The organism is Ignavibacteriota bacterium, assembly GCA_016212665.1.
GTDB lineage: Bacteria > Bacteroidota > Ignavibacteria > UBA10030 > SZUA-254 > FW602-bin19.
In genome coordinates, this window is sequence record JACREZ010000024.1 from 66,761 (window position 1) to 91,625 (window position 24,865).

Here is a 24,865-nt window from a genome sequence, read left to right on the forward strand (position 1 = left end):
CTCAAATGAAGGAGATTGAACATATATGGAGTTTTGGAGTATTGGAGAACTGGAGACTATATTGGTGGAGAGTGTTTTATCGTACAATTTTAAATAATTATCAATAGTCAGCACTCCGTCACTCTATGACTCCATGACTCCAACACTCCATCAATCCATTACTCCAATTTTCCCCTGTGATTTCCTGACTCATATTCCTCCATCATAACCTTGAGTTCCTTCGCATTGATAGGCTTCAGCAGAAAACCGAGAGGAGCGTATTGCCGGGCTTCCTCAATATAACGCTGGTGAGCCGATACAAAGACAACTCCGAAATCAACATGATGAAAGCTTTGTAGCAATTCAAATCCTGTTTCGTACGGCATTTCAACATCTAGAAAAACAACGTCCGGTTTGCACTGATTGATTGCCAACTTTCCCGCATCTGCCGAACCTGCCGAGGCAACAACATTCACGTTACTGCAAAACCGGTTCAGCATCTGCATAAGCACTTGCCGACTGCTTCGTTCGTCATCTATGATTACAGCTTTAATCAATTCAAAAGTAAAAGTTAAAAATAAAAAGTAATAACTAAAGGTGTCAATCAACTCATTGATAGGAGATGTGGAGTAATGGAGTGTAAACGTTCAACGTCAACACTCCATTGGTCCCCGACTCCACGAATCACTATTCACTAATCACTATTTCACAAGTAGCATCCGTTTTACATCGGTAAATGATTGTGAAGCATCATCAACACCATTCACAGTCAAACGATAAAAATATACTCCGCTTGTCAGCGATGAAGCATCAAAGTTGATTTCATACTCTCCTTGCTCTACTTCATCATTGTTTAACAGAGTTGCTACTTCACGTCCGAGCATATCATACACTTTCAATGTCACCACTCCGAAATCAGAAATCAGAAATCCGAAATTCGTAGACGGGTTGAACGGATTCGGATAATTCTGCATCAACGCAGTTTCTGTCGGCAACGTTGATTCATCTTCACTGAATCCTGCATCCTGAATTTTCACACTCGGTACTGTTCCCGGTACATATTTTACTAATCCCACTTCAGACGCTGTCCTGACCCCATGCAATGTCACTGCAAACGCATTCTTTTTCCCGCTTGTGATATTTCTATCTCCAACAGTCACCGCCGACGTATCAATACTTGAGTTGGATGAATCTACTGTTTCCGAGAAACTATCGTTTAATTTCTTCAGGACATTTGCAAACTCACCAAGTTCAGCATAGGCGGAAGAATTTTCTACGCCAAGCGAATCCCAATTCGTCATTAATTGATTCATCCACCCGGCTATCTCTGCCAGAGTCATTCCATAAAGTTTTTTCCCGAGGAGAGAACCGGGAGAATCAAACACCAACTCACCGAATCCCGTTGGAGTAACTCCAAGAGCGCTTGCGATGATATTCAAATTGAAGGCAATACCCTGTTCAAACACACGATTGTTGAATTGTTTTCTATCAGCTTTCACTGCACCTTTCAATTTCTTCGCTGGTTTCCCTGCGGGGCGTAACGAATCAATCGGGTATGCCGTACCGTTATGTGCTGAAGTATAGAGTTTACCTAAATCGCCTGCTTTCTTGTACGGTATCCAGGCAAGATTCTTCGAACGGTTTTTATCCAACTGTGCGATGCCGAGGAATGTCGCGCCATTCTTTCCGAGACGGGCAAACACATTTTCCAACGCAGTTGCTGTGTTCGGGTAGAGCGATGTTCTAATATTACTCTTGAACACCATCTTCACCGGCTTTTTGGAGAGAAGCGTATCGGCGCTGAATGTCCGGAATTTTTTCGCATCGCTGAAAACACCAAACTCGACACTAAATAATGTACCGGACGAAAAATCTACTGTACCGCAATTCAGGTTTTCGGAGTACGCATACCCATCTTGCGGAACGAGGCACACGGTGTATTGGTCGAACGGAATGTCCATGAATGAATACGCTCCGTTTGCATCGCTCACTCTTGTATCAACAATAGTTCCATCAACGAGTAAATTGACTGTCCATCCTTCAAGTCCTGTTTCACTGTCACGTGTGTAATTGAAGTTTGCATCGTGATAGACAACGCCTTCAATTCCACCCGATTGTGTCGTTACTGAATCTGTCAGGAACGGCATGAACAACACATCGCCCTGCATCTTGGATGCAATCTCTGCCGAGTCGGTTGTTCCCCACCAGCAGTAGCGCGCATCAATTTGGCTGTTGGTTCCGTTGATAATATTCATGCTGTTGCCGGTCATGTTCTGGTAATTGAATATTACAGGTGTTGACGGATTACTGTAAAATGCTAATCCATGACCATTCTTAAAGGTGTTTGGCTTTGAAGAAACGGGCGACAAGGGAGTTGAAGATGCATACATACTACCAAGTTGAAAATTAAACCGGATTTTTTCAATGTTTGAAGAACCTGTACCACCGTTCGAACTATTCCCCGTTACGAGAAATTGGGAGGAACCGCTATCAAAAGGTGCTTCGGAAAGGTCAAAGATGAAGGGAGATGAAGTTGACGACAAATTGTTTCCATCAAGCCACACCGTTGTTACTTCTCCGGGGGCATTATTTTCTGAATAGACATAGAATCCGCCGCCATCAAGTTGAGCGAATGAATTGTTAAATATTTTCACCGAATCTGCGGCGGTGAAATTATTGGATGTTTTAGACAAGGTTCCTGTTAATGTCGCTCTATTTGCTCTTCTGATGTTAAGTTCATATTTCGAACCAGCCATCAATGCATCTTTGTCTTTTACATTGTTAGAAGAAACAACAACGTTACCAAATGTATTTCCTTCGATATTTGCAAGACCTGCTTCTCCTTCATTCAGCAAGTCGAAAATACCACCTTCGGAAAAGTTACTCACAGTGTTATCTTCATACGTGAACCATTGATGAGCAGTAGCGAAAGAACTACTTCGAGGTGTATTTGTGCCCGATCTTTTTACTCCAACCTGATATTTGTTTCCCGCCATAGAGGAAGTATTCAATCCGGTCGCACTTCCGATACCTGTAAATGTATTTCTCTTTATCGAAGCCGACATCAAATCATCCACTCCTTCGAGAACTAATTGAACCTCTGCAAATCCGGTCACGGTATTGTCTTCACAGGTGAACCAATCACCCGTAGCAACGGATACGTCTTTTCCTGCATTATTTCCCGACATACTAACCCGATCTGAACGACGAACCTGCAATTCATATTTCCTCGCTGCCATAGATGAAGTCTTCATGCCGTTCGTACCTGCGACTATACTTTGCCCTGTGATTGTATTCCCATTCACTTCTGCCGTCATCGTTCCGTTTGAATCTTCGATGCCAATAAACACTTCTTCATATCCCGTAATTGTATTATTGGAATATGTATGCGTGTTTCCCATTACTGCAGATGATTGAGCAAACTGCTGTCTGCTCCCAGCCCGAACTGCTAATTCATATTTTTTCACTGGCATGCTCGATGTTCCATCGCCATTCAACGTAGCAGTTGCCGATGTTCCATCAACAGTATTGCTATTGAGGGCTGTCGAAAGCAATCCTGTTTCATCGCTGACATACATTCCGATGTGTTCATAGCCGGTCAATGTATTGTTTGAATAATCAAACGATGTCGGTTCTGCAAACGAGGAACTCGAATTTGCAAGCGTAACCGTTTTTGATTTTCTGAAACCCACCTCGTACCTGTTCGCGGGTAATGAAGAAGTGCTTGATGCCATTGTTCCAGCAGTAACAGTATTACTATCTATTTGAACAGAACCTATTCCTGCGGTGTCATCAACAGAAATGACAACGTCATAAAATCCGTTCAGTACGTTATTATGAAAGTTGAGCAATAGTGAACCGCCAACATTCATCATGTGTACTCTATCTGATTTTCGAACCTGAAGCTCATATCTTCGTGCAGGCATGGATGAAGTTGAAAATGCCGACGGACTGCCGAACGTATTTCCTGCAATTTCATTTTCCGTATCAAAGGTTGTAATCAAGACATTTCCATTCGCTTGATTATTATTGATAGAAACGTTCATTGGTGAATAGACTAATGAATCATTCTGAATATCAACAACTACATCTCCATCACAGAAACTATTTCCGCCAAGTAAAACAGAGAAATCTGGGCGTGCAGTTAAACCCTTCATACTCGACCTTGCCATATTTGCTCTCCTGATATTCAGTTCATACTTACTGCCGCGCATTGAACTCGCTAATCCTGAACAACTGAAATTATTATTCTGAATATTAGCAGAGCCCATATCTGAGATGGCAATATCAAAGAATACATCAAAGAATGAATTAACCTGGAAGTTATTATCTTTTATTGATAAATCCGTAAAGACATCGAAGAAACTACTGACCCGGTGTAGACCCCCGGTAACGTTTACGTTGTTTCCGGAAATGTTCAACGAATCAATTCGTAATCCTTCGGTCGGTGTTTGAAAAAATAACGCTCCATCAACACTGCTCGTGAACGAATTGTTTTGGATACTCAGCGGCGGTCCGTACCAATCACTATTGCCGATATAATCTTCTGTCGCCATCGAGCCAAGCAATAAGTTATATCTTGCATCGGTGACTGTATTATTTTCTATTTCTATGTCATTAACCGTCGTGAACGGTAAGTCAATTGCTGTTCCGCCACCATTTCCATCAATCGTGTTTCCTGTAATTTTTATAGATTCAATGTTCGGAGGAACTTCTGCACGCTTTGCCCGATACTGCATCGCGACAAAACTGGGAATCGCTATCGGCGCAAGTATACCGTTCGTTTGAATTTCAATCGGCGGGAAAATCGGTCCTCGTGTAACTGCCTGCAACGACGAATCTGCATTGAATTCAAAATCGAATCCAACTTGAACATTTTCTATCATGTTATGTGATAGTTCGGCAGTTTTGATTCCATCTAAGTTTGGCGGGAGTTCAGATCGTTTCGCCCTATACTGCATCGCCACATTCGTGTTACTGACAGTGTTTGAATCAAACCGTAGTCCGGTTTTAATGTCAATGTCGCCAAACTCAAATGCAATGCCTTCATATATTGAATTACCCGTAAAGGTATTGTTGATAACAACAACATTATTAATATTTGCAGGAAGTTCACTCCGCTTTGATTTTAGTTGCATTGCGGAAGGAGTACCTGAGATGGTATTCCCGCGTGCTGTGATTCCTCCGAACACTTCACCCCCTGTTTCATTTTGGAATTCAATTGTGAGCCAGTTATGTCCCATCTCATGCGTCACGATATTTCCATTGTATTCATCATCATACGTTGCCTGCTCAATTCCACCGGACGAATATTTAATTGCCATCCCCGGCAAATTAGCGTAGCCAATTACGGACATTGTATTGTTTGATATTTCAGAGTTTCCTAAGAATTTCCTGTTGAGTTGTACAGCAGTTCCTACCCAATCGAAATCTGTATTCGTAATGCTGAAATCACATTCCACCGTTGAATCATTTATGATTGTTATATCATAAGCATGTGAAATTAGAGATGAACTATTCGCGGCAAGTTTCAGCATTGATGCTGAGGCGCGTCTGGCTAACATTGGATTGGCAAGCGTTGATGAGCCAACTTCAAACACAGAAACATTGTGTCCATTCGGAAGATAAATTGATTTACCCATAACCGTATCCGCGCCGCCGAGAAAACGAATTTCGGAATTCTCTCCCATTGAGTTAATCGTCGTGCCAACGTTGCATTGTGTTGTAATTGTATTGCTGGAGAGGAACGTCCTTCCAATTCCATTCACGCTGATTCCTGTATCTGCACCACTCAGGTAACAATCCTTTATTTCGATGCCTGACGTTACCGAACTATTGAGGGTCTGAAATTTATAGCGGGTCGTGAGGGGTGGAAAATTTTGTAACTCTATGTAAATACCGACAGACTGTACCTGAATAACAAGGCATCCGAAAATATCAACATCTGCCGAACTATCGGCGAGCACTTCATACCCGCGTTCCGTCGTCGAACCGGTTACGCCGCCGCTTTGAATATAGACGCGTGAATTATTTTCCATCGAGCGGACATTCACGCCCGCAAGCCATGTTGAATTGACATCCGGCTCGACGAGAATATTGTACATGACAAACTCCGCATGGTTGACCGCCATGATTGCATACGGCAATCCGCCGGGAGAAACACGAACGTGCGGTTTCGCCGTTCCGCCCTGAGCCATGTACAACGATAATGGTTGGCTTGTTGACGGATTGTACATGAGCGATGTCTCATTGTACAGCGTATCCATCAGCATTAAACTGACGGTATCTGCCAATCCGTTCGCATTGATATCGGCGAGAGCATCTGCTATCGTCGTGTAATCTTGTCCCACACCGACAGTCTTCGTGACCGACGAGCCGAAACCCGTACTGACAAAGACAATCAGTAAAGAAAGAAAAAAGAAGAACTGTTTCATAACATTCCTATGATGGTTGATAAAAGAACAAATAAGTGATAATAAATCCGGTGCAAATCTAATAGAGAAATGCCCGAAAACAAGGGAAGAAATGAGGGAATTGAGTATTTGACAGGTTTGAGTGAGAATCAGGTGGGAATGATTGAGTAATGAACAGAAGGAGTTTGTAGCTTTTTATTTGCTTTTTTGAAAATAGAATAAATCTCCCTACTTCCGGTAAAAAAAAGCCGAACTTTACAGCCCGGCTTTCTAACACCTCAATACTTCAGTACTCGATTACTTGAGTAACAGCATCCGCTTCACATCAGTGAATATTTGCTTCATTCCATCCTCATCAACCGATTCAACATTGATGCGATAGAAATATACACCGGTTGCAAACATGTTTGCATTGAACGATATTTCATACTCGCCTTGCTCCATTTCCTGATTGTCTAACAACGTTGCAACTTCCTGCCCGAGCATGTTGTACACTTTCAACGTTATCAGACCTGTAACAGGTAACGAATAACGAATAACAGTCGAAGGGTTGAACGGGTTAGGGTGGTTTTGTTCCAAGTTAAAGACTTGTGGTTTCTGATTTGTGGTTTCTGATGTTGGTGGCGGTGGTGGTTGCTCATTCGTAGAAACAATCTTAATACTATTTTCTGAGTACTGATTACTGGCTACTGATGACAGAGTTAAGGTTCCAGCCTGATTTACCTTCACCCAATATCCCTTTCCCGGCTCAATTGTTGTCGAGACATCGTAACCATTCTCATAACTAAAAAATTGTGATGTTATGAGTCCCGGTGGATTGGAAGTAATAGTCGTAACATCTACTGATGAACTTATTGAACCAATCATATTCCATCCGACTTGGACGGCTATTGTTTCACTTTCACGCGGAAATCCCGTCATAGATATTTGCTGGCTTCCACTAAATTTTAACCAGTACCCGACACCGTTTGAAAGAGTTCCATACGCCACATAGTCTGCTTCATACGCGAATGCATTTGTAGTTGCTGTTGGAAAAAGAATAGTTTTCGTGTAGTCATTAACTATAAGCGGGATTGAAACCATATTCCACCTATCTGAAAAATTGTATTGTGCCGTTATCATCATCGTCGCCGTGGCTTCTGCTGATGGAACACTGTGGTTGCCGTGGATATCCACCGTGATAAGACGATAGTAATTCGTAGTTCCGGTTACAGGTGAATTATCAGTGAACAACGTGTCAGTTGTCCATCCTATTTTCGTACCGGGACTTGGGATGAATCCGGAAGAAGTCGAACGATGGACTTCGTAATAGCCGACATCAGGATCAACAAGAATAGGACTCCAATGGATTTTCACCAATGGGCCTGATTGCACTTCAGCGGTAACGGACACTACAGCGCTGGGCGATAAATTATCCACCGAGTGACCACTATCGGCAGGAGAAATATAAAATAAATTTGGATTGGCTGTATGCGCTGTTACGAGAAACGAGAAGTTGTTCGTTCCCGCAGAAGACGAATCCTCCAACGTTTGAGCTACGACATTGTAGTACGGCGATTGCACCGCCGGAACGTTCACAATAAAATCGTAAAGCGTTCCAAGAGTATCATCCATTGCTCTGAGTGTTCTTCCCATAAGTTTTTTGGCAAGAAGACTCGGCGGGATTTTCCTCCAGACTCCATAAGAGACAATTTGAACTACACTAATTCCCGTATCATCCGGAGACTTTTGCCATCGCACACGAACGCTGCCTCCTTGATCATTGGGCACATCTTGAATAGTTGAAATCATTGCATTACGAGCCATGCCAATAAATCCGGAAGAAATTATATTCTGTGCATAGATGTTATTCCCGCTACGATTGTCTTGCCAGGTGATGATTGCACCACCTGAACTGTTACTCACCATGGTGGGATAGGCTTGTGTACTTGCTGCCGTCGAGATAGCAACACCGTCGGTTGTCCACTGCACAACTCCTGCGCTGTTGATTCGCTGGGCGTAGATATCAGCATTACCCCACGCGATGATGGCGCCTCCTGAACCGTCACTTACTATGGTAGGATTTAGTTGATCGCCTGCTGCCGTCGTGATGGCGACTCCGTTGGCTGTCCATTGCACAACACCTGAACTGTTTATACGCTGGGCGTAGATATCATCGGTTGACGTGCCACTAGTGTAGGTGATCATGGCGCCTCCTGAGTCGTCACTCACTAAGGTGGGCTTTTGTTGAAGTAGTGTCCCCGTCGCGATACCGACACCGTCAGCAGTCCACTGCACAACTCCTTCACTATTAACCTTTTGGGCGTAGATGTCAGGATTGCTGGCGCGGTGGTCTTGCCACGTAATGATGGCACCTCCTGAACCGTCAATCACAATGGTGGGATATTGTTGATTGCTTGTTGCAGTCGAGATGGCGACTCCGTGGGCTGTCCATTGAACAACACCTGAACTGTTTATTCGTTGAGCGTAGATGTCATAATTTCCGCTGCGGTTATCATACCACGTAATGATGGCGCCTCCTGAGTTGTCACTCACAATGGTAGGAAGTAGTTGACTGTTTGCCGCAGTCGAGATGGCAACGCCATCGGCTGTCCACTGCACAACGCCTGCACTATTGATCCGTTGGGCGTAGATGTCAATAGCACCGCTACGAGTGTCATACCACGTAATAATCGCGCCGCCCGAGCCGTCACTCACAATGGTGGGATATTGTTGATTGTTTGCTGCAGTCGAGATGGCAACACCATTTGCTGTCCACTGGACGACGCCTTCGCTGTTGATCCGCTGGGCGTAGATATCAACATTACCCCACGTGATGATGGCGCCTCCTGTGCCGTCACTTACAATGGTAGGATATTCTTGATTGCCTGCCGCTGTCGAGATGACGACGCCGTTGGCTGTCCATTGAACAACACCTGAACTGTTTATTCGTTGGGCGTAGATGTCATAATTTCCGCTGCGGTTGTCATGCCACGTAATAATAGCGCCTCCTGAGCCGTCACTCACAATGGTGGGATATTGTTCAGAACCTGCTGTCGTCGAGATGGCGGTGTTCACATTTGGGTGGACCATCCACTGAGCGAAAACGAGTGAACTTACACCACTGCTCATCGATAAAATGAAAAGCCAAGTAAAAAAGAACTGTAAAAATTTCATAGGATACCTTTTTAATAAATTGTTATGATTTTATCGCATCAAGAGCATTTTCTTCACCTGCATATATATCTTCGTTCCATCCTCAACATTTGTCGCTTCAAGACGGTAGAAATACACACCACTTGCATAGCCCGCGGCATTGAATGGTATTTCATACTCGCCTTCATCCATCTGTTGGTTGTTCAGAAGTGTTGCAACTTCCTGACCGAGCAAGTTATACACTTTCAAGTTCACAGTACTGACATCTTGTAACTGATAACGAATAACAGTCGAAGGATTAAACGGATTCGGATAGTTCTGATAGAGTTCATACTCGAACGGAATTTCTTCCTCATCCGAGAACGAGGGTTGATAGGCAATCGTCTTCGATTCGTTGCCAAGAATGTATTTCAATAACCCACCCGATTCAGATGCAGTTTTTGTTCCTTGCAAATATATCGCAAACGCATTCTTCGGCTTTTTCACAGAAATGTTCGAATCGCCTTTTATCACTGCCATCGAATCAATGTACGAGTTGCTGAACGTGACCGAATCATAAAATGCTTCGTTGATTCCACGTAACAAGTTGGCGAACTCCGCGAGTTCGGTATAACTATCGACTGTCTCATAATCTAATGTATCCCACCATGTCATCACACTATCCATCCATGTTCCGATTTCACTGAGCGTCATTCCCTGTAGTTGTTTTCCGTTCAACACAGCAGTAGTATCCAATACCAGATCGCCAAACCCTTTCGGTGTGATTCCCTTACTGCTGGCAATCAGGTTCATCCGGAAAATAATTCCCTGTTCCCATACCGGGTTATTGTATGCTTTTCGTGTTGGCTTGAGAGCGCCGAAGAGTTTTTTCGATTTCTTTGGTGCTGGCAAACGTACAGAATCAATCGGGTACGATGTACCGTTATGCGGTGCGGTGAACATCTTCCCGAAATCTGCTGCAGAACCGAATGCAATCCATCCGAGTTTCTTCTTCAGTACTTTATCCGTTTGAGGTTTGCCGAGAAACGTCGCACCCTTTGTTGCTTTCAATCGCTTGAACACATGCTCGACTGCGGTCTTCATATTTCCTTTTCCTGAAGTCAGATTTTTATACTTATCGAATTTTAGTGTCACTGATTTTTTCGAGAGCATCGTATCGGCTCGGAACGTTCTGAACATTGCAACATCCTGCACTAACCTGAATGTTGAATCGCTTGCATCTGATATTGTTGAATCTTCCAGATCACTAATTGCAACAACAACATTTTGCAAAACAGTGTTCGGCATTTTCCAGTTGTAAAGACCGTTCTTTGCAGATGTAAAATTAGTCACCGATTGCCACGTTTGTCCTGAATCCGGTGAGTATTCTATTTTTACATAATTCACTCCATCGCTTGACCACGTGATAGGAACCGTTTGTCCGGCGATGAATGTTTCTCCCCCCGTTGGCGATGTAAGAATCACTTCCTGTGTTAAACTATTGAGCGCTGTGCCCGAATCTCCCACCGTTACAAACGAGCCATTTCCAGTTACTCCCGCCACATTTAAGTTTTTCGTTGTACCGCTGGGAACTTGAGACCAACTTTCACTTTGCTGAAAACCGGATTTCCATTTTGCCTTACCGCTTAATGTATTTAATTTGAGAACTGTACCATCATCTCCTACTATCCAGCCATAATTCACACCAACACTTATACCTTTAAGATTTGCAGTCGTTCCACTTGATTGGGAAACCCATGTTGAGCCGCCATCTGACGTCTTGAGTATTTTCCCACTATCTCCGACAATCCATCCAGTATTATAATTATTTTGGAAAATATAACTGTGAGGCAAAAAAGCAATATCGTTAAGATTTGAACCAACACCCGTTGCAAGAGTACTCCATTCAGCAGAATATTGGGAAACCGAAGATTGTTTAACTTTCGCTTGATAGACCGTACCATTCTTTCCAACTGTTATGTAATACGTTGTATTATTGTCAGGACCACTTGATGTAATATGATTTCTATAAGTTATACTGGTGAGGTTGTCTTGTGTTGGTGAAGTAACAGATTGCCAAAAGCCACCAAACTCGTAGAAAACCTTTCCATTATTTCCAACCGTAAAGGGAATTTGATTTCCTAACGAACCCGCTGGCTTAATACATATACTGTTGGGAGAGAAATCGTTTATCGTTGCATCTTGTACAAAACTATCAATACTACCAATGGCGTTAAACCTTAAAACCACTGCGTTATTCCCGAGCGAACCGATTGCGAAATAATGATAATAAGTATTTATAATTCCGACCAAATTCACACCAGCAGGTACACCTTTGTCATTCGAATGGTTAATCCAGGTTTTTCCTGCATCTGTGGTTTGCAAAATTGTTGATGCATTGCCTACAGCCCAACCATTGCCATCCGGATACATAAACATATCATTTAATTTTTGTGTCGTCCCGGTATTAGAGGGTTGTATTACCGGTTTAATATAAAAATAGTTGTCAGAGATATCCCGTACGTTTGAATTCTTCGTGCTGAGCACTCTTATCGCTGATCTTACTGCAGCACCGCTCGGCAAATCCGGTATTACCCAACTTAAACTTGTCGCAGTAATGTTGGAATCAATTGTCTTCCATGTAATTCCGTTGTTGATAGTATATTGCACTTTTACAGAATCCAGATTTACTTTCGTCCACTCAATCGTATGTGTTTCTCCAATTTTCCAGATTTCGTTGCCGTTGGGTGTTGTTACGGTTATAGATGGAGTCTGTGGTCCCAGTTTAAACGTTGCTCCAACTATATGATTTGCATCTACGCTTGGTATGGTATTGTCTATATCGGAACCAACAACCCGATAATCAACACTCACACTCTTTACACTATATGTTTCATTTGGCTCAACAGTGAAATCAAAATCCTCTCCATATTCAATGAGTATTGTTGATGGTGCAATTTCTCCATCGTACATTATTTTCCCGTTTGGTCCCGGCGCTATGGTGATTGTAAATTTCTCCGGTTCAAAATTTGCCGTAATAGATTTACTGGTATCCATTGTTACAATAAGCGTATCATTTTTTCTTACTGCATTTGCCGTATCGCCGCTCCACGATGAGAAGACAAAATGTTCTTCGGGGAGAGGAACAAGTGTAACTTGTGTGCCTTCTTCATACATACCATCTTCGAAAGTTGGAGAGATTATTATCTCGCCATCGCCATCTCCGATATCGGTAGTCAGTTCAAAGGAATTTTTCCCAAGCAACACCGAAATGGTATTTGAACCGTAGTTCGCAGTCATAATATCCACATCGCCATCGTTATCCAAATCACTCGCATAGACTGACCAAGGAGAAAATGCCGTTCTATAATCAAACTTTGACGCAAATATCCCATTGCCATCATTCTTCAAAACCGAAACGCTATCTGAATTATTGTTCGCAGTCATAATATCCACATCGCTGTCGCCATCTACATCAATCGTATAGACGGTTTTAGGAGTAGCTCCCACTCTGTAGTCCACCTTCGTTGCAAATGTCCCAGCCCCGTTGTTCTTCAAAACAGAAACGTTATGTGAACCCTTATTCGCAGTCATAATATCCACATCGCCGTCGCCATCTATATCATTGGCAAAGACGGACTGGGGATTCTGTCCAACTATGTAGTCCACTTTCGTTGCAAATGTCCCAGCCCCGTTGTTCTTCAAAACCGAAATGTTATTTGTCGAATTGTTCGCCGTTACAATATCCTCATCGCCGTCGCCATCAATATCACTAGAAAAGATGGAAGATGGACCATCTCCCACTCCGAAGTCCACCTTCATTGCAAATATCCCATCTCCGTTGTTCTTCAAAACTGAAACGTTATTTGAATTATAGTTCGCAGTCACAATATCCGCCGTGCCGTCACCATCAATATCACTGGCAAAGACGGAATAGGGACCATCTCCCACTCCGTAGTCCACCTTCGTTGCAAATGTTCCATTCCCATTGTTCTTCAAAACCGAAACATTATTTGACGAATTGTTCGCCGTTACAATATCTTCATCGCCGTCGCCATCTATATCACTGACGTAGAGGGAAAAGGGTTTATTTCCCACTTCGTAGTACACCTTCGTTGCAAATGTCCCAGTCCCATTGTTCTTCAAAACTGAAACGCTACTTTCAAATGATGCAGAGTTCGCTGTCACAATATCTGCATCGCCGTCACCATCTATATCGCTCGCATAGATTGAGCGAGGTTCAATTCCCGTTGCATAATCTACCTTTGTTGCAAATATGCCGGGAGAGGTTTGTGTCTGTGTCGTAAATGTGTAAACAGTCGGCGCAATTACAAAATTGGAATCATCAAGAAGTTTATTAGAAATTTCTACTTCTACAATTTCCCCGCTCTTAAATGGTAGAGTTGGAGAAAACGTTACTACCGAATCTCCATGCGAAAAGGCAAACGTCCCTTTATGCCTTCCGCTTGTCCAACCTCGAGCAATAAAGGAGGTTGTATCAACAAACGAACTTTGCTTCATCGGTCTGCTGAATGTAACTTGTATTTCTGTCCCAATGAAAACATCTATCTCGTGTTTAGCCGGAGTGTGGTTTGTTACGCGTGTTTTTGCTCTCGCTGAGGTTATGCGGATTGAATGGTTCGCCGAAACATTGGTAAACGTATATCCCGTCGTGGAATCAACGTTTACATCATCAACAATGACGCTGTCTATTTCGTACCCGTCATCGGCAGAGAATGTGAAGCGTTGACTTGCGCCGTAATTCACAGTCGTGGGAACGGCAGGTTGGATTGTGCTGTGTGCATCGTCTGCCGGCGTAATGGTGTATGTATCGATTGCAAAGTTAGCCGTTACGGATAAGTTTGCGGTTACGCTCATATCCTGTCTTGTTGCTGTGGTTATGCCATCGCTCCAGTTCACAAAATGATAACCTGTTGCAGGCATTGCTGTAACTTGTGTTCCGTTGGTTCCGTGGTTTACTGTTTGCGGCGTCGTTCCTGAAATTGAACCGTTCGCACCGGCAGTATATGTCAACGTGTATTGTTTGATTGCAAAGTTTGCGCTCACGGTTTTATTTGCATTCATGAGAAGCGATAGAGGATTTGATGCGCTTGTTATATCGCCGGTCCAATTAACAAAATTGTATCCGGTATTTGCCGTTGCAGTGAGCTGTACTTCTGTTCCGTTATGGTATGAAGAACTGTCAGGATTTTTTGTAACCGAACCTTGTTCCGCGTTATAATTTACAGTGAGAGTATATGTTGGCGCCGGAGGAACAAAAATTTGTTGTTCCGATGAAAATGGAGAGCCTGCAAAATTATTATCAATCGCCTGAACACTCCAGTACGTTGCTACGGTTGTATCGGGAATGTTGATTGTCCAACTCGTATCGTGATTGGTATTTCCAAGTTTAACAACTCTCCGGAATCCCGTGGTTGCATTTGCCATCGGCGAAAGAGTATTCACTCCATTGGATGAAGTTCCGATGCGAAGATTATAGGTTAATCCATCAGTGGGTGTTTGCGCATCGGTGGAGCGGTTCCATCTGAACGTAACGAGATCTCCTGTGTTTGTTGCCGTTAAATTGGCAGGAGCGTCCGGCGCCGTATTTGCCGGTACACCGCTCACAGTGATGATTTGTGAAATCGGAATAAATCCGTTGACAAATCCGATCTGAACAAAATCCAAATTTCCATCATTATTGTAATCCCCCCACGCTGAAGAAGAATAATCATACCCCACAAGAACACTCGAAGCAATATCTACGGTAAATCCGCTTCCTGTATTCTTATACACTTTGTTGTTCCTGAATGTACCATCATCGCCCGTAAGCAGGATATCCAGATCGCCATCACCATCATAATCGCCCCAGACAGCAGAACCGTTCACTACCGGTGTTAAACTACCGGCATACACTTCCGTAAACCCACTTCCTGTATTGTGATAAATCCTGGATACCGGTGTGAAGGAAGAAGAATCACCTGTAAGCAGAATATCTAACTTGCCATCACTATCGTAATCGCCCCAGGCAACAGAGCCAGAGTGTACTCCTGTAAATGTTCCGGCATAGACTTCTGTAAACCCGCTTCCTGTATTGCGATATAGTTTTGTCAGTGGATTATACGAATAGTCCATTCCGGCAAGGAGAATATCCAACTTGCCGTCGTTATCGTAATCACCCCATGCAACTGAACCTCTGTTAACACCGATGAACGATCCCGGATATGCTTCCGTAAATCCGCTTCCTGTATTACGATATATTTTTGAAACAAGAGTGCCTTGACTATTTGCACCGGTGAGGAGAATATCTAACTTACCGTCGTTATTATAATCTGCCCAGGCAACCGAACTGTTCACAACGCTGTCGAACACTCCTGCAAAGACCTGAGTAAATCCGCTCCCGGTATTACGATACAACATCGAAACGGTCAATGCAGTAGTGTCGGAACCGGTTAGTACAAAGTCAAGTTTACCATCACTATCATAATCGCCCCACGCGGAAGAACCGTATGCAACGCCGGGAATTGTTCCTGTAAATTGCTTCGTAAAACCGCTTCCGGTATTGCGGTAGATATTTGTTACGGGGAATCCATTGCTGTTTACTCCGGTCATGAGTAAATCTAATTTTCCATCATTATCATAATCGCCCCACGCGACAGAACCGTTGTACAAGGAATCCAGTTGCCCGGAATAGACTTCTGAAAATCCTTGCGCGTTCAGCTGTGTTGATATTGGAATAAGAAGGAATGCAAAGAAAAGAATTGCAAAATGATTGAGTTGTGTCTTCATGGTAGAAAGAACTGTTGTGAGTAATGATAAAGTGAATTAATGTTGTTGAGGAAAAAATCCTGTTGTATTTATTATTTTGAGAACATCAGTCAGTCGTTCTTTTATGACGAAACCTTTGGCTCCAATTTGTTGAGATCGTCGTACATATTCGGAATCGTTGTATTGTGTTATAATGATAATTTTTGCAGTTGGATCTGAATCGAGAATTTTCTTTGTTGCGGTAAATCCATCCATCTGTTTCATGACAATATCCATCAACACCCAATCAGGTTTATATTTTGTATAAGCAGTGATAGCTTCACTGCCATCTCCACATTCGAGAACGGTACTGACAAAGGGTTGCACTGCTTCCCGAATAGTAGCCCGCATACCAATATTATCATCAACTATCATAATGGTCATAGATTTCTGGGTACTAATGTACGCTGCAGCCCAAGAGAAAAGAATAGAGGAACCTACTCTAAATAGATTGATAGAGTGGCTTATTTGAAAGAGATATACCTACTCAGTGAACTGAGTAGAGTTACTTAGGAGGAAGGAAGAAATGGGGTGTTTTGAAAGAAATTACAACTTATTCTTGTTCTCAATTGCAAATTTTAACAAAGAAAAACTTCCATGCAAGTTCAGTTTATTACAAATATTCATCCGATGATTTTGGACTGTACGGTCACTGATAAACAACAGGGTAGCAATTTCTTTGCTCGATTTATTTTCAGAAATCAGCTTCAATATTTTTCTTTCCATCTCCGTGAGGTTTTCAATGGAGGGATGTAATTCATGGAGAAGGTGATTCCGTTGTCGTCTCTTGAGTAAATAGGACGAAATCGTCGGGCTGATATACATTTGATCATTGACAACTGCTCGAATACTTTCTAAAATATCATGACCAGCACTTTCTTTTAGTACATAGCCCGCAACTCCAAGGTCGATTGCTTTATTAAATGTTTCCTCATCGTTGTGCATGGTGAGAATAATTGTTTTTAGTTTGTCCTTAAACATTTGTATTTCGTTGAGCACTTCAAGACCATGCCGCTCCGGTAAGTTGAGGTCAAGTATGAGAACATCAGGTTTCTGTTTTTTAATCATACTCAACACTTTAGATCCGTCACCACATTCATCAATAACTTTCATGTTATGTTCACCATTGATGATGTCTTTTAGTCCTTTTCTAAAAATAGGATGGTCTTCAGCGATAACGATATTAATTGTTTGCTTCATTATTTTCTCTAATTATTGAACATGAAAATGTTGTTCCATTCATGGGCGCTGATTCGATAGTATAGGTCCCATGAAGAAGCCTGATCCGTTCATCTAACCCGGCTAATCCAAATCCAGAACGAAATCCTGACGAGAGAACACTATCGAAATCAAATCCTTTTCCGTTATCACTAATCACAATGACAACCTGTTCACGAGAAATTGTTATGTTGATGAGCGACTCCGTCGCTTCTGAGTGTTTTACAATATTATTCAAACATTCTTGTACGATTCGGTAGATATTGATTTCTGCTTCATTACTAAAACATCCATCAATATTCTCAATCTCGTGCGTGAAAATAATGGGATATGATGCGGAGACTTTTTCTATCATTGAACGCAATCCGCTGGTCAAACCTAATTGCTCAAGTTGATAGGGACTGAGATTAAATGCAATTTCGCGCACTGAACCAATGGCGGTTAATGCGGTTTGTGAAATTTCATTGAGTTTACTTTTTATAAGACTCAGTTTCTCCATCTCGGATGCCGACTGCGACTTGTTGGCAATAATCATTAGCTCCTGACCCAACCCATCATGAAGTTCACGTGCCATTCGTCGTCTTTCTGTTTCTTGTGTATTAATAAGTTGTCTTGAGAATTCTTGTTGACGCCGTTGTTCCTTCTTCAGAGATGAAACGCGACGATAATAAAAAGCAGGACCAACAGAAAGAAAGAGAATAACCGCAAGAGACCGAAACCACCACGTAGCCCAGAATGGCGGACGAATAATGAAAGAAATGGTTGCCGGTTGTTCATTCCAAATTCCAGCACTATTCGAACCCTTGACGTTAAAGGTGTATTCCCCGGGGGATAAATGAGCATAGGAAACATACCTTCTATTTCCAGCATAAACCCAATCAACGTCGTTACCATCCATTTTGTATTTGAATTGATTGCGTGATGGTTCGGAATAATCCAACGAAGTAAATTCAAAGGAGAGCACGTTTTCGTCGTACGCAAGTGAAAGGAGCGGAGATGCCAACCTTCTTTCGTGCGGAATTTCTTTATCAAAAATTTTCATCGAAGTAATATGCACGGGGGGAATATAAGAATTGCGTTTCATTTGCTCTGGGAAAAAAGCATTGAGACCATTGATACCGCCAAAAAACATTTCCCCATGCTTACATTGATAATATGAAGCAGTGTTAAACTCTTCGTCCTGTAGTCCATCGTTGAGCGAGAAATTCCAAAACTCATTGCTCGAAGGAATAAAGCGGGAAATTCCTTTATTTGTACTTAGCCAGAGGCTACCGCTGGAATCTTCTAATATGCCGTAAACGGTATTGTTCGGAAGTCCATCTTCTTCCAAATACTGTTGAAATGATTTTCCATCAGGAAGCAGTTTATTCAATCCGCCGCCATCTGTTCCGAACCACATTGTTCCATTGTTATCTTCATGAATTGTTTTTATGAGATTACTACCAATACTCGCTGAATCGGATGGAGTGGAGATGTAATGATGAAAAATATTTGTTTCAGAAGGAATCATAGCGTTTAATCCGCCCGGATTTGAAGCAACCCAGAGTATGCCTTTTGAGGAACGATAAATGCTCGAAATTACTCCATTGCTTATACTCTGCGGATTCTTTTCATCATGTTTGTAGGTAGTAAATGTAGGAGAATGAAAATTCTTAACATCCATGCTTTGCAAACCTCCTTCGGTTCCTACCCAAAGTAATCCGTTCTTATCAGCATAGAGCGATTTAATCCAAGAGTACAATAAAGAATTCGAATTGTTGACATCGGGTATATATTTCTTGAACGTGTAATTAAGGAAATTATACCGCATTAATCCATACCCTTCTGTACCCAGCCATACAATACTATCAGCGTATAATGGGTCAGGAGCAATACAATACACAGAATTAATAATTTCTGAAGATTTGGGGGAATCAACATTTTTAATTTTCGTTTGAAGAACTCCGCGTTTTCTATCAAACGTCATCAACGGTGAATATCCACCAAGAAGAAGTTTTCCATCGGGAAGTTCATAGATACCTCTCAGACTTTTGCTTCGTAATGAAGTTGAATCGTTTCCATCATACCGGTATAATGAAAATTTTTTCGTCAACAGTGCTTTGTTGATTCCGTATCCTTCATCGCCTGCCCAAAGGATATTGTTTTTACTGATAAAAATGGAACGAAGAAGATTAGAACTCAGACTGGACGCCTTCTTACCATCATAATAATAGTGTGTAACTATTGAGGAATCGACATCCGTACGTTCATATTTTTCCAATCCATAGTAATAATAATTTGCCCAGATATTTCCCTGCAAATCTTCAATAACAGATACCGGAAATCCGTAGATATCATCTTGTACAAACTTTGATTTTGTTTTTGGAGTAAAAGTAACTTGGATGGTATTTTCATTGAGATATTCCCTTGAAACTTGATACACTCCTCTGTTAAAAATACTCGCCCACATTTGATGTCGTGAATCAAGAAATAAACTGTAGAAACTGGCGTGTTGAGTCTCATTCAAATCAATGAGATGACGAATAAATGAATTCGTTGAACGAACATATTGATTGAGCGTTCTATTATCTGTTCCAACCCACAATGTACCCCGTTCATCCCGAAGTATTCCTCCAATAGCATTGCCGCCGATGCTATGATTGTCTTCGGAAGAATATTGAAAATGTTGATAGGAGATATTCTCACCATCAAGCGAAATTTTGTACAACCCTCCTTGATACGTTCCAACCCAAATTATTTTTTGCTTGTTATTCCTTGTCGAAGAAAGACTTGAATCAACATAAATCGAACGAATACTATATTTTTCACTCAATGGCGCATCGGTAAGATAATAACGTTTTATTTTTTCTGTATAGGGATTAAAAGAATTTAGCCCTTCGTTCGTTCCAACCCATAACATCCCATCATGATCTTCTATAATTACAGTAATGACATTATTAGAAATTGTGTTGGAATCATTTACAGAATGTTTATACACCGTAAAAGAAAACCCATCATAGCGATTCAGTCCTTCTCTTGTACCGAACCACATAAACCCTCTTCTATCCTGAAAAATAGAAAGAATAGAATTTCTGGAAAGTCCATGCTCTGTCGTAATATGTTCGAACGAAAGTTTCTGTTGGGAGAATACTGAGGGTTTGTTCAGAAACAATAAGATAAGAAAACTGAAAAAGCACGTACGCAAAAAAAGTATCAGGAAAATATCTTTAAGATTATAGAACATGACCGAATGATCCTGAGGCAGAGGCTTGGTGGATAGAACTCTACGAGTAAAAAACAATCGGGATGGAAATCAATGATTGCTAATTTAGAAACCATGATCGCGTAGTTATCCTTAGGGTTTCTGGCATCAAGTACTGTCTCAGGTGAGAAAGATATGGAAAAGTTGAGTTTTTGTCAAAACAATTTTGAAAATATTCAACTCACAGGAATGATTTGCACTGTACCCGACTATCCATCTACCCCATCGAATCATCGCAGGGACGAGGGTATCTCGCCCCTGCGATTTGAAGATTATTTTACAATCTGTTTCTTATCATCCCCGATGACATGAAATCGAGATTACTGATGAAGTGACAAATCACTTCATCAGCAGCATCCGCTTCACATCGGTGAAAGTTTGCTTTAATCCATCCTCATCAACCGATTCGACATTGATGCGATAGAAATAGACACCGCTCGAAAGTTCTATAGCAGAAAATGGAATTTCGTACTCCCCTGCTTCCATCTGCTCGTTGTTCAGGAGTGTTGCAACTTCCTGACCAAGCAAGTTATATATTTTCAACGTCACTAATCCGAAATTGGCAATCCGAAATCCGAAATTCGTTGTCGGGTTGAACGGGTTCGGATAGTTCTGCTCCAACGCAAAACTGTATGGCTTGCTATCAGTATATTCATCCGTTTGCTCTGTTTCAAGATATGGCATCATGAACGATGGCAATTCACCTGACGGTTTGAGATACGGAACATCAAGAAGAATCTTCTCGCCATTCAGATACAACTTTGTACCTGAAATAAAACTAAGCGTATCTTCTTTATCAATTGAACCGGCAAAAGCACGGTTAATTTTACTGATGACACTATCAAGCAACTGATAATCCCAGATTCCGCTGTTCCAGAATGTAAACGCTGAGTCTGCTTTCAAAGAAATCTCTTTCACCGACATTTCATCGAGCGGGTTTTCTTCGTTGTACACCAACTCGCCAAACCCGAGCGGAGTTTTTTCTAACTGGCTCGATGCGATATTCACTTTCAAAGCAATCAGTTCGGCAAGTAAATGATTGTTGTGGTCCTTCGGCGGTAATTTTGTTTTCTGACCAAGCAATCGTTTGGCGGGAATACCATTCTTAAAGAGAGAATCCAATCCTCTCGGATTCCCTGTGTGCAATCCTGTTTTATCTTCCAGCGTTGCCTGAATGTCTGCGTAATTTGAACCTTTCTTCTTTTTGAAATCCCATTTTGTCAGGCGACACCATGAATAGAGTCGTTCAGCGCCTTTATCTGCCGCCCATTTATCTGTTCCTTTACCCATCATGAAAGAAATACCAATTCTCATTCCGCCCGCGCTATCACTCTCCGAGGCATTCGGTCGGAAACCGCCCTGAGCAACAACCTCATCTAACAAATTTGCCGCGTTCGGTAAACCTGCACCACGCTTAACCGGTTTTATGGTTTTCGTTCCCCGTTTCGCAACGAGACTCTCCGGCGGAAATGAACGGTACATTTTCATATATGCATCCGGGTCAACAATTCTGTTCTGTGTATAATTCGTCAACACAACATCGTTGTAATCAAAGTAAATCCCGACACGATTATTAATATCGGTCCCAAGCGGCGTAGTTTGAAATGGTTTGATTGTAAATTCAACCCAGCCATGACTGTTCGGTTCATCGCTTGTACTATCGGGAAGATTGATATTCGGGAAATTGAACACAACGATATTCGGCGCCTGAACATTCACAATACAGTAATGACTGCTCGCGCCTTCTTCGAAGGTTGAAATATCAAGCGACGTCGGGAGCGTATCGCGAACGATAATATCAAACGCTTGAAATGTTCCGGTATTTTGGAAATCAATGTGATACTTCAGCGTCTCATCAATAGCGATTCCGCCAAATGAACCGATGCCAACCGGGACAACCCACTTTTGATTCGGGTCGTACGATGCTACGACAGTTTCAATGTCGGTCTTGAAATTATCATTCGGTGTTGCGTCTCCTGTTGTTGGTGAAATCGTTGCTGTCGCATGGAGTTGGTCTCCCAGTTGAACAGCCGGAGGTGGGGCAATCTGAACCGAGACTTTCATTGTTCCGCTTGAGTTCGGTGGAAGAATTCCCATGTCGTACGTTAGCGTTCGTGTCGGGATGTCGTGATTAATCAGTTGCCCTTGATATACCCAGTACGTTGCGCTCATATAGGTTGTATGTTCCGGATAGACAACGGTGATTGTCGTCGCCACAGGAACATTTCCTTTGTTCCAATATTTTATTCCGAAGTGTTTCGGTTTCCCCAGCACGGCAACACTACCGCTAAACGAAAGTCCGAGGTCATGGACAGGGGTTCCGATCGAACGATTTGCAAAATTTACATCGGTTAGATTTTGTCCCGTTCCGATTGTAACGCTTTGCGAGCCAGTTGCCGGGCATGTATAATTCCATCCTGTTTTCAAACTTTCTGATACGGTGTATTGTCCGGGGGGGAGATTCGAAAACGAATAATTGCCCATGCTATCGGTCGTCGTAATAATCGGTCCCGGATACAATTTGATAATCCAATTTGGCAGACCAACTTCTGCGGGAAGAATTTGTGTACAATTTCCATCGGTATCTTTCCATTTCTTTCCTGAAATTGAACCGAGCGTCCCTGTCGTTCTTCCTCCTGTCACTTCAACATCGCCCATACCTGTCTTCGACATATCAACGGTATTTCCCCACTCATCAATGAGATAACTATCGTTAACTGAACCACCGCCTTGTGGCAATCCTTGCAAGCCGTAAACTAAATATGATGGCGTGTACTGTAAAATCAAAGCATCGCCAGTCACCCAAACTCTGTCGCTCACATTCGCATAATCGGCGCCGCCTGCACAATTTCTCCCTGAGAATAATGAAGTACCAACAGAAAATTGAGCCGAGGAAGGAACCCACTGACCGTTCTGAAATAGATATTCGAGACATCTCGATTTATGCGCTTCCGGTTGTGTTGGTGAGGACATCGAACGTTCTGCAAGAAGCATTTTTCCGCCGGAGGAAAACGAAATATCAGAAACGGGATTACTCCATCCACCAAGAGGTACGAGATAAGGAATCTCAATTTCTATTTGGTCTTGTGTACTGAAATCGCCCGATGCGTTCAGAGCAACCGAGCGGATGAGATTATTTTGAAATGTATGAAACGTCACATCCGAATTCCACACAGAATAATAGACACGATTTCCCCAAACATTCACACCCCAAATTCTTTCACCAAGTTGAGGATACCCGTCCAAACCGTTATCAGGTTGAAGCGGGTCATAACTGCTGAGAATTGTCCCACTCGAACTGATGCGGTAAATCTTTCCATCCTCCATATTGGTAACAAAAAACTGATTGCGCTTGCAATCGTAACAAATATTTCCGAGAGCAGTACTTCCTGAGTTCGGAAGCGTCGCAAACACGGAAACTGTTCCCGTTCCGTTATTGATTTTGTAAATCGCCCCAGCGCCGCCGGAACCGAAATTATCATTCCAATACGCGGTGGTCGCTGTTACGTAAATATTTCCATCGGCATCAAGTGCAATACCGAACACCTGACCAAGTTGTTGCGAATTCCATTGACTGCCCGGGGGACCGAAATACATGCTCGGCGTTGCGTTCGCGCCCAATGGAAAAGATGAACTATTCGACAAGTCAATAATACCGACCACGCCGGTTCCCGGCACATCATTCGGCGCTTCAACCGTACCGATAGCATTTTCGCCATTGGCGCTAAAGCGATTCGTCCACGCTGTATCTGTGAACGCAAGAGGACTCGTCGTACAACTTGTTATTCCCTGAGCGAAAGTGAAAGCTGGTAAGACAAGAATCAGAAGAGTAAGAACTAATATCTTCATAGTGAATACCTTTAAATAATTGAAAATATGAAAGAACAATTTGAGTGATAATAAGAGTTGTTACTCCTATTTGCAACACGTTATTATCCCAATTGATTATTTAACAGGTTTCAATGAGTATCAGGTAGGAATTATTGAGTAACTTACATGTCAGGTCTTAGGTAATAGGTGGTAGATTGCACGGGAGTGGAGTATAAAAGCCATGAAGAATTTTCAAATTCGCCCGCGCGCTCCACACCCTTGC

General features: G+C 42.4%; 8 protein-coding genes. All 8 read right to left on the reverse strand.

The annotated features are described in order from the left end of the window. Positions 1-158: 158 nt before the first annotated feature. The 8 genes from HY960_07990 to HY960_08025 all read right to left on the reverse strand — a co-directional run bounded on the left by HY960_07990 (position 159) and on the right by HY960_08025 (position 24,621). Positions 159-536 carry a response regulator gene (locus tag HY960_07990; protein MBI5215680.1) on the reverse strand — a complete coding sequence of 126 codons (378 nt, stop codon included), beginning with the start codon at positions 534-536 and terminating at the stop codon, positions 159-161. Between the two features lie 144 nt (positions 537-680). After that, positions 681-1,940 (reverse strand): T9SS type A sorting domain-containing protein, encoded by a 1,260-nt coding sequence (locus HY960_07995; protein ID MBI5215681.1) that lies wholly within the window; start codon positions 1,938-1,940, stop codon positions 681-683. A 4,749-nt stretch (positions 1,941-6,689) separates the two neighbouring features. Further along, on the reverse strand, positions 6,690-7,313 hold the full coding sequence (locus HY960_08000) for a T9SS type A sorting domain-containing protein (GenBank protein ID MBI5215682.1): 624 nt from the start codon (positions 7,311-7,313) through the stop codon (positions 6,690-6,692). Between the two features lie 2,265 nt (positions 7,314-9,578). Then, the gene (locus HY960_08005) at positions 9,579-16,295 is read right to left on the reverse strand and encodes a VCBS repeat-containing protein (GenBank protein ID MBI5215683.1); all 6,717 of its coding nucleotides are present in this window, start codon (positions 16,293-16,295) and stop codon (positions 9,579-9,581) included. Between the two features lie 36 nt (positions 16,296-16,331). Then, on the reverse strand, positions 16,332-16,697 hold the full coding sequence (locus HY960_08010) for a response regulator transcription factor (protein ID MBI5215684.1): 366 nt from the start codon (positions 16,695-16,697) through the stop codon (positions 16,332-16,334). Between the two features lie 162 nt (positions 16,698-16,859). Then, entirely contained in the window at positions 16,860-17,513 is a 654-nt protein-coding gene (locus tag HY960_08015) for a response regulator transcription factor (protein MBI5215685.1), read from the reverse strand. Then, positions 17,497-20,754, reverse strand: a complete 3,258-nt coding sequence (locus HY960_08020) for a hypothetical protein (protein ID MBI5215686.1) — start codon at positions 20,752-20,754, stop codon at positions 17,497-17,499. Before HY960_08020 ends, HY960_08015 begins: the two co-directional genes overlap by 17 nt. A gap of 357 nt (positions 20,755-21,111) precedes the next feature. Continuing rightward, positions 21,112-24,621, reverse strand: coding sequence for a T9SS type A sorting domain-containing protein (locus HY960_08025; protein ID MBI5215687.1), 3,510 nt, complete (start codon positions 24,619-24,621; stop codon positions 21,112-21,114). Between the last annotated feature and the right edge of the window lie 244 nt (positions 24,622-24,865).